The organism is Pigmentiphaga litoralis, assembly GCF_013408655.1.
Taxonomy (GTDB): domain Bacteria; phylum Pseudomonadota; class Gammaproteobacteria; order Burkholderiales; family Burkholderiaceae_B; genus Pigmentiphaga; species Pigmentiphaga litoralis_A.
The window spans coordinates 2,617,086-2,631,867 of the sequence record NZ_JACCBP010000001.1 but is presented as its reverse complement, the minus strand read 5'-3'; the positions used below and the strand labels follow the sequence as shown (position 1 = coordinate 2,631,867).

Below are 14,782 nucleotides of genomic sequence, written 5' to 3'. Positions count from 1 at the left end.
TTTCGCGGCGATGTGCCCGCATGGCCGTCGTCCGGCTGCTTCAAACTGCCTACGTGCTTTCCCTTAATTTCCTTGGCCGGGTGCCGTTATAGCGACGAAGCGCGCACCGCGTAACGTCTTGCCCCGACCAGAGGAATCCATGAAGTCTTCGCTCAAGTACGCTTTGTTCGTCAACCCGCTCGTGCAAGGCGTGTTGTTCATTGCGATTGCGGTGCTGGCCTACGGGCAGTTGAATCCGGGCGCAGGCCTGCCGGCCGTGCCACCCTCGACCCTGTTGATCGTGGCCGCGTTGGGCGCGGTGGTGGCGGTGGCGTCGGCTTTGCTGGGCCGCCTGACCCTGTCGCGCCGGCAACAGGCCGTCGAACAGCTGTCGACCCATTGGTCGCGCGCCGCCACGACCGGCGCACCTGCACCGGCCCTGGGCCATCGCGACATCGATCAGCTGGCAGTGCGTTTCGACCAGTCGCTGGCGCAGTTCCGGCCCGCGCTGATCCAGTCGTCACAGATTGCCGATGCCTTCCTCGACACGTGCGCGCAAATGTCGCAATACGGCGAGCGCGCCAATCAGTCGGTGCAGCGCCAGAGCCATGAAATCGAACAGCTGGCCACGACCATCCAGGCCATGCAGCAGGCGGTTGCCGACGTGCTGGAACGTTCGTCGTCGGCCTACGACGCCGCCAAGAATTCCGAAACCCACATCGTGCAGGGCCGGACCATCGTCGACAGCGCGCATGCCACCGTGGCCGACCTGGCCACGTCGATCGAAACGGCCGCCGGGGTGGTGGACTCGCTGGAAGAAGAGTCGGGCAACATCGGCAAGGTGCTGGTCGTGATCCAGAGCATTGCCGAGCAGACCAATCTGCTGGCCCTGAATGCGGCCATCGAAGCGGCTCGCGCGGGCGAACATGGCCGCGGTTTTGCCGTGGTCGCCAATGAAGTGCGCACCCTGGCCAGCCGCACCCAGCAGTCCACCGAAGAAATCAAGCTGATGATCGAACGCCTGCAAGACAACTCGCAGCGCGTGGTCAATGCCATTGGTGATGGCCGCAAGAAGGCGGCGACCAGTGTCGAGCACACCCTTGCGGCCGCGGGCGTGCTGGGCAATATCTTCGACAACGTGCGTGTCATCATCGACATGAACGGCCATATCTCGACGTCGGTGGCGCAGCAGCAGCGGTTCGCGGCGGAAATCGGCAGCAACGTCAGAAACGTGCAGGACATTTCGATCCACACGTCCGAAGGCGCCAAGGAAGCCGCCCAGGCCCGCCGCGGGCTGGCCGGCCTGGCAGGCGACCTTAAGCAGCTGGTGGGGTCTTACGGCGCCTGATCGCCCAGCTGTCTGATGAGTTCCCGCGCCACGTCGCTGGCGCGGATGCCTGCCATGCCGGCGCCCGCCGGCGATGCCTGCAAGGGCGTCAGCAGGCGGCTATAGGCCATCGGTGGCGTTACGCCAAACAATCCCACCGTCGGCACATCGGCCGCCACGGCCAGATGGATCCCCATGCTGTCGTTGCCGGCAAACGCCAGGCAGCGGGCGACCAGGGCGTGGCCCGTCGTCAAGGGCAGGGCGGACCCGGTCACGTCCAGCCAGCGCAGGTGATGGGGCGACGCCGCAAGGATGGCTTGCGCCGTGTCCGCCACGTCGGCCGCGCCAAACAGCAGGAAGGACAGGGTGGGGTCGTGATCAGCCAACTGCGACGCGACGTCCAGCCATTGCGCGACCCCATACCGTTTATGCACGCCTGACGTCGACAGACCGAAGCCGATCAGCCTGGGGTGATCCTGCGCCAGCGCCGCGGCGGCGTCTGCTGCTGCGTCGGCTGCTGTGTCGGCTGCTGCGTGTGCTGCGGCGTCTGCTGCTGCGTGTGCTGCTGCGTCTGCGGCAGCGTCGGTTCCAGCGGACCGTGTGACGGTCAACGACGGCTCGATGGGCCGCGTCGGGTAGCCATATTTCGTGAACAGGCGGGGCAGCCAGGTGTGCGTGTCCGGATGGGGGGTGCCCGCGCGCCGGACCCAGATCCACTGCGTCATCCAGGGCGCTCGCCACAGCTTGTGCGTGCGCAAAAAGCCGGCTCGCACCGGGATCTTGGCGGCGCAGGCGGCTTTCAGGACGTGGTCCTGATAGCTGAACAGAAACAGGGTGTCGATGCCCAGGGGGGCCAGCAGCGCCGTCAGGCGTGGCACGCGATGCGCCTTGTCGTGATGCAGGTCCGGAATGGCCAGCACGTCGCGCACGTAGGGCTGCGTAAGCAGCAGGGGCGTGGCCACCGGCGGCGTGGCCAGCACCAGGGTGATCGGCTCGCCAGCATGGTCGGCCAGTGCCTTGACGAAACCCAGGTGCATCAGCGTATCGCCAATGCCGCCTGAAATGTACACAGCCAGATGGCGCGGCGGAGCTGCCGGGCGGCGTGCTGTGCCGGCTGCGTGCAAGGCACCGGGCGCGGCCGCTTGCGGCGTTGCCTGGTCAGGCATTGGGTCGGACGATGGCACGGTGGCCGCGCCCGCGGTGACCGGCTCTGCGTGTTCGCTCCCCGCGTCTGCTTGCCCGTCCCCCGGCTCTGCGTGCTCGTTCCCCGCCTCTGCGTGCCCGTTCCCCGGCTCTGCGTGCTCAACCCCCGCCGCCCTGCGCGCCACGATCAGGCGGGCTGCGCGGGGGGCGCGGACGGCGGCGTGCCGGTGGCCCCGCCGTCCGCCCCGGCCGGAGCGCCAGCGCCTGCCGCATCGCCCGACCTGGGCGCTGCCAGCGGATTGATGATGACGGTTTCCTGCGGGTTCGTGAGCTGGATGCCCAGTTCACGGAACCGGCGCCAGATGCGCTGGTTGAAGCCGCGCTGCACGCCCCAGCGGCCACGGTCGGTGGTGCGGATCTGGCCGGCCAGGGTGACCGTGGCGCCGTCGACCTGGTCCACGCCCCACAAGTCCAGATCGGCCAGGATCACGTCCTTGAATTGCGGGTCGTCGCGCATTTCTGCGCCCACCTGCTTGATGGAGGCGATGACGCGGTCCAGATCCTCGTCGGCCCGCACGCTCAGGCGGATCGCCGCATTGCCGATGCCGCGGTTGGTGTTGGTGACCAGGCTGACCGAACTGAACGGAATCACGTGCAGGGCTCCGTCGCCGGCGCGCAGGCGCACCGTGCGGATCGACAGGTTTTCCACTACGCCGGACACGCCCGCCACGGTAACGGAGTCGCCCACCTGCATGGCGTTTTCCACCAGCAGGAAGATGCCGGTAATGAAGTCCTGCACCAGCTTTTGCGAACCGAAGCCGAGCGCGACGCCCACGATACTGGCCCCGGCCAGCAGCGGCGCGATGTTGATTCCCAACTGGTTCAGCGCGGTCAGCACCACCACCAGCGCAATCACGATGAACAGCGTGGTCCGCATGATCGGAACCAGCGTGCGCAGGCGGGTGGCCCGGCCGACGTCGCCCGCCCCCGTCCAGATCGCAATGCGCCGGTTGATCCAGAAGTTGCTGCCTTCCCATGCCACGATGGCCAGCACGCACGCCACGGCGATAGTGCTGACGGCCGACAGCAGGCTGCGGCCGATGGTGCCCGGCGCGAACCAGTTGAACACGCTGAAGCCCCACACCTGCAGCAAGGTCAGGATCGCCACGATGACCACGACGGCGATCACGGCACGTTGCGTGAAGCGCTGATAGTGCTGGATGACGTGGACTGACTTGCCGTCTTCGGCGGGGCTGCCAAAGAAGGTCTTGTCGAGGGCGCCCAGGGCCAAGTAGCCGGTTACCACCGCCACGAGCAGCACCCCTGCGGTCAACGCAAAGTAGTGCAGCAGTTGCTGGAAGCCGTTGTTGACGCCAAGCGCCCAGACCACCCACAGGCCAACCACGAACAGCGCCAGCGCGGGGGCCCAGATGTCGGCCAGCAAGGTGCGCAGTGCGACGACGCTGTCACGGCCCGTGCCCGACCCGCGAATCCAGTGGCCGACTCGCTGCCGGGACTGGAAGATGACGGTAATGACCATCAGGTGCACGGCCAGCGCCACCAGCTTGGACATGGCGTTCTGCGCATCGGCCGTCGCGCCCACGGCAAGTGCGAGGTCGGTGAATGCCGCGCCGAAGACGGCGACCACGACAATGCGGCGGAACCAGCGGCGCAGGTAGCGCGCGGTGTCGTCGGTGACGGGGGCCAGGCGCAGCCCTGCGCCGGCCGGGGTGATCAGCACGCCAATGGCGCTCATGGTGACGCGGGTGGCGGCATAGGCGCCGACCAGCGGCAGGATGGCGCGATAGAACGCCGAGTTGGGACCGCCCGACAGCGCGATCAGCAGGCTGGTGGTGCCCAGGAAGCCCAGCAGCGGCAGCCATTTGAGGATGGCATACGCGACGGCATACGGAATGCGGCGCAGCACGCCCCAGTGCCGGTCGTAACGCTGGCGCGGGGGCGCGACGGGGTCAGCGGCGGGGTCCGCCGCAGCCGCTGCGGCGCTGGCCGCGGCCAGGGTAATTGGCGAGATGGGCACGCCGGTGGCGGAGACGGGCGCCACTGTGACGGTCGGGGCAGCTAGGGACGTGGCCGACGCAGTTGACGGGGCGGACGTGCTGGCCGTGGCCGCAGCCGCAGTCGGAGCCGCTGGGGACGTGGCGGACGCAGTTGACGTGCCGGCGGCTTCGGCAGCCATGGCCGCCGCCAGGGCCGGATCCACCGCCGGCGCTTCGACCACCACCGATTGCGCCGCCGTGCGTTTGGCCTCTTCGGCGGCGAACCGTCGCGCGGCATGCGCCGCGACGATGTCGCGCGGGCGCTGCAGCACCCGCTTGAGCAGCCATTCCACCGCCAGGCCGGCGGCCAGGATCACCAGCACCGCACCGATCGCGCGCAGCGCGTTGGCACGGGCCTCGTCAGAGCCGAAGCGGCTGTCCCACCAGACACCGATGGTCCGGAATTCCAGGAAGGTGCGGCCCGTGACCTTGAGTTCATTGCCGACGGCATCGAACCATTGGCCGACCCGGTCAAAAATCTGCGCCACGACACCGGTTTCGACCAGCGCGATCGGCGCGGCGTCGGCGGGGGCCTCTTCGGCAGGGGCATCGGCGCCCGGCGTGGCCGCCGTGGCTTGCGAGATCACGCGCAGCGTTTCTTCAAGATCGGCCCGCTTCTTGTCATCCTGCAGCGTGCCCAGCACGCGTTTGGCCTGCGACGCCGTGACAGGCGCATCGGCCGACGCCGCGGCGGGGGCCGGGTCGGCAGCCTCGGCAAGGGGCATCCACAGGCTGCTGACGCTCAGCAGGACGATCAGGAAAAAGCGGGACGGGGATAGCTGCATGGGACTCGTGGAACGTAAATGACTCCCAATTCTAACGACGCATCCTTGCCCTGGGGCAGGCAAGGGGGGACGAAAGGGTCCTGCCCGGCGCTGGTTTTGTAAGAGGTTGCCACCACATCGCCGGAAATAGGGCGTGGATCGGCAAGTGTGCGCGGGCAAACTTGCCGATCCGCCCGGGACCTCAGCGAGGCGTGTCAGGGGCTGCAGAAGGGGAAGCGCTGGCCGGACCGGACCCTGCAATGGCCCCCGGCGCGGACTCCGGCGCGGACCGCGTCGTGGCCCCAGCCGCGGCCCCCGATGCGGACGCCGCAGAGGCCCCAGCCGCTGGCTCGCGGATCCCGCGCATCCGGCGCACCGTCCGGCCAATCCAGTGCTCGATGTCGTCCACATACGTGAACACCGCGGGCACCACCAGCAGGCTCAACACGGTCGACGTGATCAGCCCGCCGATGACGGCGATGGCCATGGGCGAGCGGAAGCTGGCATCCGCCGCGCCAAAGCCCACGGCGATCGGCAGCATGCCGGCGCCCATGGCGATGGTGGTCATGATGATGGGGCGGGCGCGCTTGTGGCAGGCGTCGCGCAGCGCGTCCCACCGGCTCATGCCGTGATCGCGGCGCGCCACGATGGCGTATTCCACCAGCAGGATCGAGTTCTTGGTGGCGATCCCCATCAGCATGATCAGCCCGATCAACGACGGCATCGACAGCGCCTTCTGCCCGATGAGCAGGCCCACGAACGCGCCGCCCAACGCCAGCGGCAGCGCGCACAGGATCGTGACCGGGTGCAGGAAGTCCTTGAACAGCAGCACCAGCACCACGTAGATGCACAGCACGCCCGTCAGCATGGCCAGCCCGAAGCTGTTGAAGAGCTCGGTCATCACTTCCGCGTCACCCACTTCGGCCACGCGCACGCCCGGCGGCAGATTGCGGATCGACGGCAGTTCCATCACAGCCGTCTTGGCATCGCCCAGGCCGGTGCCCGACAGTTCGATTTCGAAGTTGATGTTGCGTGACCGGTCATACCGATCGATCACGGCCGGACCGCCTTCCATGGTCAGCGTGGCGACCTGGCCCAGCATGACCGGACCGCGCGCGCCAGGCACCGACAGCCGTTCCAGCAAGGACAAATCCTTGCGCGCCGAGTCTTCCAGCTTGACGACGATGGGCACCTGACGCTGCGCCAGGTTCAGCTTGGGCAGCGACTGGTCATAGTCGCCCAGCGTGGCGACCCGCAAGGTTTCGGCGATGGCAAAGCTGGTGACGCCCAGGTCGGCCGCACGGGCAAAGTCCGGACGCACCGCGATTTCCGGCCGCACCAGGCTGGCTGTCGACGTGATGTTGCCCAGCCCGCGCACCGTGCGCAGGTCACGTTCCACCGCGCGGGCAGCCGTGGTGAGGGCCGCCGGGTCTTCGCCGCTCAGCACAAGAATGTATTTTTCGCCCGACCCACCCAGGCCCACCGTGCTGCGGATGCCGGGCAGGCTTTCCAGCGCCGCGCGGATCTGGTTTTCCACCACCTGTTTGCGGGGCCGTTCGCCGCGCGGGTCCAGCTTGACGGTCAAGGTGGCCTTGCGCGTTTCGGCCACGCCAAAACTGGCGAACGGATCGCCGCCCGCGCTGCCGCCGCCCACCGTCGTATAGACGCTGCGCACGTGGTCGATCTTCATCAGCCGCTGCCGGGTTTCTTCGGCCGTGGCCAGCGTCTGCTGCAAGGTAGCGCCAGGCGCCAGCGACAGGTAGACCTGGGTTTGCGAGTTGTCATCGGGCGGGATGAAGCCGGTCTTGAGCAGCGGGATCATCGCAATCGACCCGATAAAGAACACGGTGGCCAGCAGCATCGTGGTCAGCCGATGCGTCATGCACCATTCGGCTGCCCGCATGTACATCCTGAGCCAGCCGGGTTCCTTTTCCTGGGTCACGATGGGCTTGAGCATGTAGGCCGCCATCATCGGGGTCAGCACGCGGGCCACCACCAGCGACGCAAACACGGCCAGTGACGCCGTCCAGCCAAACTGCTTGAAGAACTTGCCGGCCACGCCGCTCATGAAGGCCGTGGGCAGGAACACGGCGATCAGCGTGAAGGTGGTCGCGATCACCGCCAGTCCGATCTCGTCGGCCGCTTCCATGGCCGCGTCGTAGGGGCTCTTGCCCATGCGCAGGTGGCGCACGATGTTCTCGACCTCCACGATCGCATCGTCCACCAGGATGCCGACCACCAGGGACAGCGCCAGCAACGAAATCACGTTGATCGAAAAGCCCAGCAAGTACATGCCGATGAAGGCGGGGATCACCGACATCGGCAGCGCGATGGCCGACACGAAGGTCGCGCGCCAATCACGCAGGAACAGCCACACCACCAGCACGGCCAGCAGCGCGCCTTCATACAGCAGGTGCAGCGACCCGTCGTATTCCTCTTGCACCGGCTGCACGAAATTGAAGGCTTCCGTCAGGGTGATGTCGGGGTGCTGCTCGCGCAGTTCCACCAGGGCCTTCTGGATGGCGGCGCCGACGGCCACTTCGCTTTGCCCGCGGCTGCGTGCCACTTCAAAGCCGACCACCGGCTTGCCGTCCAGCAAGGCGGCGGCACGGGGCTGCGCGATCGTGTCGATCACATTGGCCACCTGGTCCAGCCGGATGCGCCGGCCATCGGACAGCGGAATCTGCATGTCGCGCAACTGGTCGGCCGATTGCACCGTGGCCAGCGTGCGAACCGGCTGCTCGCTGCCGCCCAGGTCCGTGCGGCCACCGGCGCTTTCCACCTGCACCTGCCGCAACTGGCGCGAGATGTCGGCGGCCGTGGCGCCCAGCGCCTGCAGCTTGGCGGGGTCCAGGTCGACGTGGACCTGCCGCGTCACGCCGCCCACCCGGTTGACCGCGCCGATGCCAGGCAGGGCCAGCAGTTTCTTGGTGACGTCGTTGTCGACGAACCAGGACAGTGACGGCGCATCCAGCTTGGTCGATGCGATCGTGAAGGCCAGCACGGGCTGCGCGGCCAGGTCCAGCTTGGTCACGACCGGATCGCGCACGTCGGCGGGCAGATCGGCCCGCACCCGCTGGATGGCGGACCGCACGTCATCGACCGCTTCCTGCACCGGTTTTTCCAGCCGGAATTCAACGATGAGGGTGGCCGTGCCGTCCTGCACCTTGGTCGTGATGTGCTTGAGACCCTGCACCGTGGCGATCGAGTTTTCCAGCTTGCGGGCGACGTCGGTTTCCAGCTGCGACGGGGCCGCGCCCGGCAGCGATGCCGTCACCGTGACGGTGGGCAGGTCGATGTCGGGAAAGTTCTGGATCTTCATGGCGTTGAACGCCAGCAGACCGCCAAAGGTCAGCAGGACGAACAGCATGACCGCCGGAATCGGGTTCCGGATGGACCAGGCGGAAACGTTCATGGGGTCACCCGGACGAGGTCGCCGTCATTCAGGAATCCGGCGCCCTGCACGACCACCCTGGCGTCGGCGGGCAGGGGGGTGATCACTTCGACGCGATCGCCCACGCGGCGGCCGGTTTCGATCTTGAGCTGGGCCACCCGGTTGTCGGGCTGGAGCAGCAGCACGTGATTGAAGCCGTCGCGCGGCACGATGGACGCCTGCGGCACCGTCACGGCGCGCGCCTGGCCCAGTTCGAAATCGCCGCGGGCGAACATGCCGGCCTTCAGGCTGGTGGTCTGGGCCATGTTGACGGGGGACGCCTTCAGTTTGGCGACGGGCAGGCTGGCCGCGGCCGGCTTGGCCGACGTGGTATTGGCCGCGCCGGGGCTGGCAGGCACGGCTCCGGTTGCCGCAGCCGGTGCCACCGGTGTGGCCGGGGCCGGGGTATCGGGCGGCAATACGCCCAGTACGTCCACATACACCAGCGCCGCGCGCGTTTGCGGATCGACGGTTGGCGCAATGCTGCGCACCTTGCCATGGACCCGCGCGCCGCTGGCGCCCACGATCACGGCGGGCATGCCGATATTGATGCGGCCGAGTTCGGCCGACGTGACTTCGGCCCGCCATTCCAGGCGGCCCTGGCGGATCAGCTTGAAGAGTTCGGTGCCTGCGCCGACCACGCTGCCCACGGTTGCCGTACGGGCCGAAATGACGCCGTCGTCAGGCGCCAGCACCTGGGTATTGCGCCCGCGCACCTGTTGGGCGGCCAGCACCGCTTCCGCTGCTTCGACCCGCGCACGGGCGGTTTCGGCATTGGTGGCGTACTGGTTGATCTGCTGCTGGCTGAGCGCGCCGGTCTGTTCCAGCGTGCGCGCGCGAGAGGCATTGTTGGCGGCGTCGGCGGCGTTGGCCTTGGCTTCGGCCAGCGATGCTCGCGCCTGGGCGACGTCGGCTTGCACCGTTTCACCCGAGAATGTGGCGAGCACCTGGCCCTTCTTGACTGTATCGCCCACGTTGACGCGCACTTCCGACAACTTCAGGCCGGCCGATTCGGATCCCACGCTGGCTTCCTGCCAGGCCGCGATATTGCCGTTGGCCGACAGCGTGGCGGTCAGTTGGGTGGACTGCGGCGCTTCGACCGTGACGGTAAGCGAAGGACGCGGCGCGGCGGCGGCCTGCTTGTCGACCGGCGCGGCGCCATCAGACGAGGCAGGCCGCCGCACCACGAACACGGCGATGCCGACAATGACCAACAGGACGACGAGCGTCAGAACAAGGGTGGAGCGCTTCATGGTTTTCATGGCGACGGGGCCGCAGAAGAAGAGGTCAGCGAGGCGGCGCGGGTCCAGCCGCCGCCGGTGGTGCGATAGAGGGCGACCCACGCATTCGCGCGTTCGCGCTGCAAAGCGACACGCGCGGTCTGCGCGGCATACAGCGTGCGCCGCACGTCTTCGAGTTCGATCAGGCTGGCCAGTCCGCTTTTGTAGCGGGCCTGCATGGCGTCGAAGGCGGCCTGGTAATTCTTGACGGCGCTGTCGGCATCGGATGCGCGGGCGTCGGTGCTTTGCAGGTTCACCAACGCTTCTTCGACTTCGCGCACCGCCTGGCGCACGCTGCCGCGGTACACGGCCACGGCTTCGGCATACCGGGCCTTGGCCGACTCGACATTCGCGCGACGGGTGCCGCCATCGAACAGCGGCAGGGTCAGCGTGACCGGGCCGATGCTCCACGTGTCCAGCGATTGCTCCTGGCCGGCCAGCCGGAACGTGGTGCGCCCGACCGATCCCTGCAGGGTCAGGCGCGGATAGCGGGCGGCTTCGGCCGATCCGACTTCAGCACTGGCCGCGGCCACCCCCAATTCATTGGCATAGACGTCGGGCCGCTGCACCAGCATGTCTGCCGGCACACTGGCCACTGCCTGCACATTCGGCAGGGCCTGCTGCACCGGCGATGCCGCCAGTCGAGCCGCCAATTCCGCATCGTCGATGCCGGTCAGCGCGACCAGGGCCTTGCGCTGCACGTCGCACTGCGCGCGCTGCTGGCTCAGGCGGCCCGACGCGTCCGACGCACTGGCCCGCGCGAGGGCGGCATCCGCTGGCGCCGTGAAGCCTGCCTGCGACGACAGATCGGACAGGCGCGCGGTTTCGCTGCGCGACCGGGTATCCGATTCGGACACCGTCAATTGCTGGATGCACGCGCGCTCGGCGAAATAGGCGTTGGCCGTCTCGGCCGCCACCGACACCCGTGCGTCATGCCACTTGGCGTCCGCGCTCACCAGGCGCGTCTGCGCGGCTTCGCGATCGGAGCGCAGGCGGCCGAACAGATCGGCTTCCCAGCTCGATTGCAGCGTGGCCTGGGTCGTGGTGATCGGGATCGCGATCAGGCCGCCCGTGGGCGACGCACCGAACCGCGACCCGGAATTGCCGCGCGTGCCGGTCAGGGATGCGTCCAGGTTGGGCAGCAACGCCGCGCCGCTTTGCACCCGGGTGGCGCGCGCTTCGGCAATACGCGCCGCGGCGCTGGCAATGGTCGGGCTTTCATCCTGGGCGGCCGCGATCAGGCGGTCCAGCAGCGGATCGTTCAATTGCCGCCACCAGTCGGTCAGGGCCGGGATCGACCCGACCGGCAATGGCGGCGCCGCCGGTCCGGGCGGCGGCAGCGGTGCATTCCATTGGGCAGGCACGGGCGGGGGCACCGCGGCGGGCGGGCGGGTCAGGCTGCAGCCGGCCAGCGCAAGGCACAGGGGCAGCGTCACCGCTCCGGAAAATCGGGAAAGTCTCATGGTCCTCGTCTTATTGCGGCGGAGGTCGAGCGCCCCGTCGAAGACGGCAACGCACCCCGGCTGGATCGCGGGCGAGGGTAGAGCATAGACGAGGTGGACGGGGGGAAGGTTTAAGCAGGATGAATCCAGACGGTCATCCGGGAAAAACACACCACACGCCCCGCTGCGCACGCGCCATGCCCGCACAACCAAGGGAAAGTATGTAATAGCGGTTTATATCAGGCGGACTTATATTTTGCGCCGGCATCCGCGCAACGCCGCTCACGCTTGGGTCGACCCCCGCGTTCTGACCCCGTTGCCGCCCCTGCCGATCAAGGGACGTTTCGATCCCGAAGGAGGAGGCATGAGACAGGTTCGCCCGGCATTCCCGGACGCGGGCAGGGCGTGGCGTCGCGCCGGTGTCGCGCTGGCTGGCGCGGTCGCCATGGCTGCAACCGCGATCGTCGTGGCGGGGTGGCCAGCCATCGCCGCCGCGCAGACCGACCCGGGCTCGTCCCCCGGCCGCTATCCCGAACGCCTCATCAAGATCATCGTGCCCTACACGCCAGGCGGACTCGTGGACACGTTCACGCGCACCCTGGCGGACGACCTGGCCGCGCGGCTCAAGCAGCCGGTCGTGGTCGAAAACCGGTCGGGCGCGAATCAGGCAATCGGCATGGATGCCGCGGCGCGGGCGGCGCCCGACGGCTACACGCTGCTGGTCACGTCGCAGACCGGCATGATCCTGAATCCGCTCACCACCAAGGACCTGCGCACCGATCCCACGCGCGACCTGACCCCGATCGCCACGCTGTTCTCAACCCCGTTCTATCTGGTCGTGAACAGTGCCGTGCCGGTCAAGTCCGTGCAGGACCTGGTCGCCCTGGCTAAAGCCAAGCCCGGCACGCTGACCTATGGCAGCCTGGGCCGCGGGGGCACCCACCATCTGGCGGGCGAACTGTTCAAGCTGCGCACGGGCACCGACCTGCTGCATGTGCCCTACAAGGGCAGCGCGCCCGCCATGAATGACCTGCTGGGCGGGCAGATCGACATCATGTTCGAAGGCGGCACGTCCACGCTGCCCTACGTGCAGTCCGGCCGCCTGCGCGCGCTGGCGTCGACGGGCGAGACGCGCACCGAAGTCATGCCGGATCTGCCCGCCCTGAACGAGATCGTGCCGGGCTTTTCGATGACGGTGTGGTTCGGCCTGGCCGCGCCCAAGGGGATCCCGCAGCCGGTGGCCGACACGCTCAATGCCGCCGTGCAGGCCATGCTCAAGAAGCCGTCCACGCACGACAAGTTCATGGCCGTGGGCATCGAGATGATGCCGGGGTCGCAAGCCGATTTTGCTGGGCTGATCCAGTCCGATGTTCCCAAGTGGACCCGCATCGTGCGGGATGCCGGCGTGGGCGTCGAATAGACGCCACGGGTTCCACTGATCCTTGCTGTTCTTCGTTCCGTCACCTTCACGCAGGAAGCCGCCATGCCTAGCCATGACATCGCACGAAAAGGGTTGAGTCTGTCTGTGGTTCTTGCCGCCTCCCTGGCGGTCGCTGCCTGTGGCGGGGATGACGATCCGGCGCCGCCGGGCGCGGGGCAGGGGCCGGGCGCCAGCGTTCCGACGGCGGCGTCCTGCGCCGCGCTGGCCACGGCAACCGGCTTTCCCAACACCTCCACCCGCATCACCGCCGCGACGTTCACGCCGGCCACGGCCACGGTTGCCGAGCATTGCCTCGTCAACGGCACGATCAATGAACGCACCGGTGTCGACGGCCAGTCCTACGCCATCAAGTTCCGTGTGCGACTGCCCACCACGTGGAGCGGCCGCCTGTACATGGGCGGAGGCGGCGGCATCAACGGCACCGTCGTCGACCCGGTCAACACCACGGCGCAGGACGGCAAGACGCTGCTGTCACTGGGCTACGTCACGCTGGGCACCGATAGCGGTCACGACAACGCGGTGAACACGGTGGCGGCGGCTGGCGGCACGGCAGCCTTCGGTCTGGACCCGCAGGCGCGCATCGACTTCGGCTTCAATTCGCTGGACGAAACCGCGCGGGTCGGCAAGGCGCTGGTCTCGAAATACTTTGGCAAGGGTCCCGACAAGTCCTACTTCATGGGCTGCTCCGAAGGCGGGCGCGAAGCCATGATCCTGTCGCAGCGTTTCCCCACCTATTTCGACGGCATCGTGGCGGGCGACCCGGGCTACCACCTTCCCTTGGCCAGCGTGGACGGCATCAACGTATCGCAGACCTTCGCGGCGCTGGCACGTTCGCAAAACCTGTTCGACACGACGGGCGCACCCGCCATCAATAAGACCTTTACCGACCCCGACCTGATGCTGGTGCGCAATGGCGTGCTGGCCGCCTGCGATGGCCTGGATGGCCTGAAGGATGGCATCGTCGACAACATGCCGGCCTGCACCAACGCACTGGTCAAACCCGAAATGGACAAGCTGCAGTGCACGGGCGCGAAAACGGACAGCTGCCTGTTGCCCGCGCAACTGACGGCGCTGAACAAGGCGCTGGCCGGCGCGCGCAATTCACAAGGCCAGGTCCTGTACAACACGTGGCCATGGGACGCCGGCATCAGCGGGCAGTCCGGCACCACCTTCAACCAGGGATGGCGTTCGTGGTGGCTGGGCTCGTATGCCTCGGCGGTCAACAACTCGACCAAGCTGGTGTTTGCCGTGTCCAACCCCTTGCTGTTCACGACGCCGCCCGTAGCGGTGCCGACGTCGGGCGTCGTGAACTACGCGCTGAACTACAACTTCGATGTGGACGCGCCCAAGGTGTATGCGCGGTCGGGCATCTTTTCGCAATCGGCGGCGCAATACATGTTTGCCGAGTCGACGGCCCTGTCGCCCTTCAGCGAACGCGGCGGCAAGCTGATCCTGTATCACGGCGGCAGCGACACGTCGTTCTCGGTGCAGGACACGATCGACTACTACAACGCCCTGGGTGCCTCGAACCGGGATGTGTCCAGCTTTGCGCGGCTGTTCGTCGTGCCCGGCATGAACCATTGTTCGGGCGGTCCGTCCACGGATTCGTTCGACGCGTTGACACCGCTGGTCAACTGGGTGGAGAAGGGCAGCGCGCCCGACAGCATCGTCGCGGCTGCGTCCAATCCGGGATACTTCAACGTGGCGTCCCGCACCCGACCGCTGTGCCCCTATCCCAAACAGACCCGCTACAAGGGTACGGGCGACATCAATGACGCGGCCAACTTCACCTGCCAGTGACACGCGCCGATCAGGGCCTGCCATCCACGTGTGTCGCAACCCGTTACCTGTGTCTGCATCGGCAACGGTTCTTGTGATGCGTGGATGAGCAGCCTACAGTGGGCCGACCGAATGGC

General features: G+C 67.6%; 8 protein-coding genes. 3 read left to right on the top strand and 5 right to left on the bottom strand.

Going from position 1 to position 14,782, the window contains the following annotated elements:
• The first annotated feature begins 139 nt into the window (after positions 1 to 139).
• The gene (locus tag HD883_RS11805; RefSeq protein ID WP_179585309.1) at positions 140 to 1,327 is read left to right on the top strand and encodes a methyl-accepting chemotaxis protein; all 1,188 of its coding nucleotides are present in this window, start codon (positions 140 to 142) and stop codon (positions 1,325 to 1,327) included.
• On the opposite strand, the gene HD883_RS11800 is transcribed toward HD883_RS11805, so the two are convergent.
• The 5 genes from HD883_RS11800 to HD883_RS11775 all read right to left on the bottom strand — a co-directional run bounded on the left by HD883_RS11800 (position 1,315) and on the right by HD883_RS11775 (position 11,446).
• A complete protein-coding gene (locus HD883_RS11800) occupies positions 1,315 to 2,472 on the bottom strand; it encodes a glycosyltransferase family 9 protein (protein ID WP_179585311.1) in 1,158 nt (385 codons plus the stop codon). The two genes, HD883_RS11805 and HD883_RS11800, sit on opposite strands and share 13 nt — an antisense overlap.
• Positions 2,473 to 2,636: 164 nt before the next feature.
• Positions 2,637 to 5,291, bottom strand: a complete 2,655-nt coding sequence (locus HD883_RS11795) for a mechanosensitive ion channel family protein (RefSeq protein WP_179585313.1) — start codon at positions 5,289 to 5,291, stop codon at positions 2,637 to 2,639.
• A gap of 181 nt (positions 5,292 to 5,472) precedes the next feature.
• Complete coding sequence (locus HD883_RS11790; RefSeq protein ID WP_179585315.1) at positions 5,473 to 8,685, bottom strand: efflux RND transporter permease subunit; 3,213 nt, start codon at positions 8,683 to 8,685, stop codon at positions 5,473 to 5,475.
• Entirely contained in the window at positions 8,682 to 9,965 is a 1,284-nt protein-coding gene (locus HD883_RS27690) for an efflux RND transporter periplasmic adaptor subunit (protein ID WP_257022148.1), read from the bottom strand. Before HD883_RS27690 ends, HD883_RS11790 begins: the two co-directional genes overlap by 4 nt.
• The gene (locus tag HD883_RS11775) at positions 9,962 to 11,446 is read right to left on the bottom strand and encodes an efflux transporter outer membrane subunit (RefSeq protein ID WP_179585317.1); all 1,485 of its coding nucleotides are present in this window, start codon (positions 11,444 to 11,446) and stop codon (positions 9,962 to 9,964) included. Before HD883_RS11775 ends, HD883_RS27690 begins: the two co-directional genes overlap by 4 nt.
• Positions 11,447 to 11,789: 343 nt before the next feature.
• Between HD883_RS11775 and HD883_RS11770 the strand changes: the two genes are divergently transcribed.
• Complete coding sequence (locus HD883_RS11770; protein ID WP_179585319.1) at positions 11,790 to 12,845, top strand: Bug family tripartite tricarboxylate transporter substrate binding protein; 1,056 nt, start codon at positions 11,790 to 11,792, stop codon at positions 12,843 to 12,845.
• Between the two features lie 63 nt (positions 12,846 to 12,908).
• Positions 12,909 to 14,666: a tannase/feruloyl esterase family alpha/beta hydrolase gene (locus HD883_RS11765; protein ID WP_179585321.1), complete on the top strand. Its 1,758-nt coding sequence runs from the start codon at positions 12,909 to 12,911 to the stop codon at positions 14,664 to 14,666.
• Positions 14,667 to 14,782 lie beyond the last annotated feature (116 nt).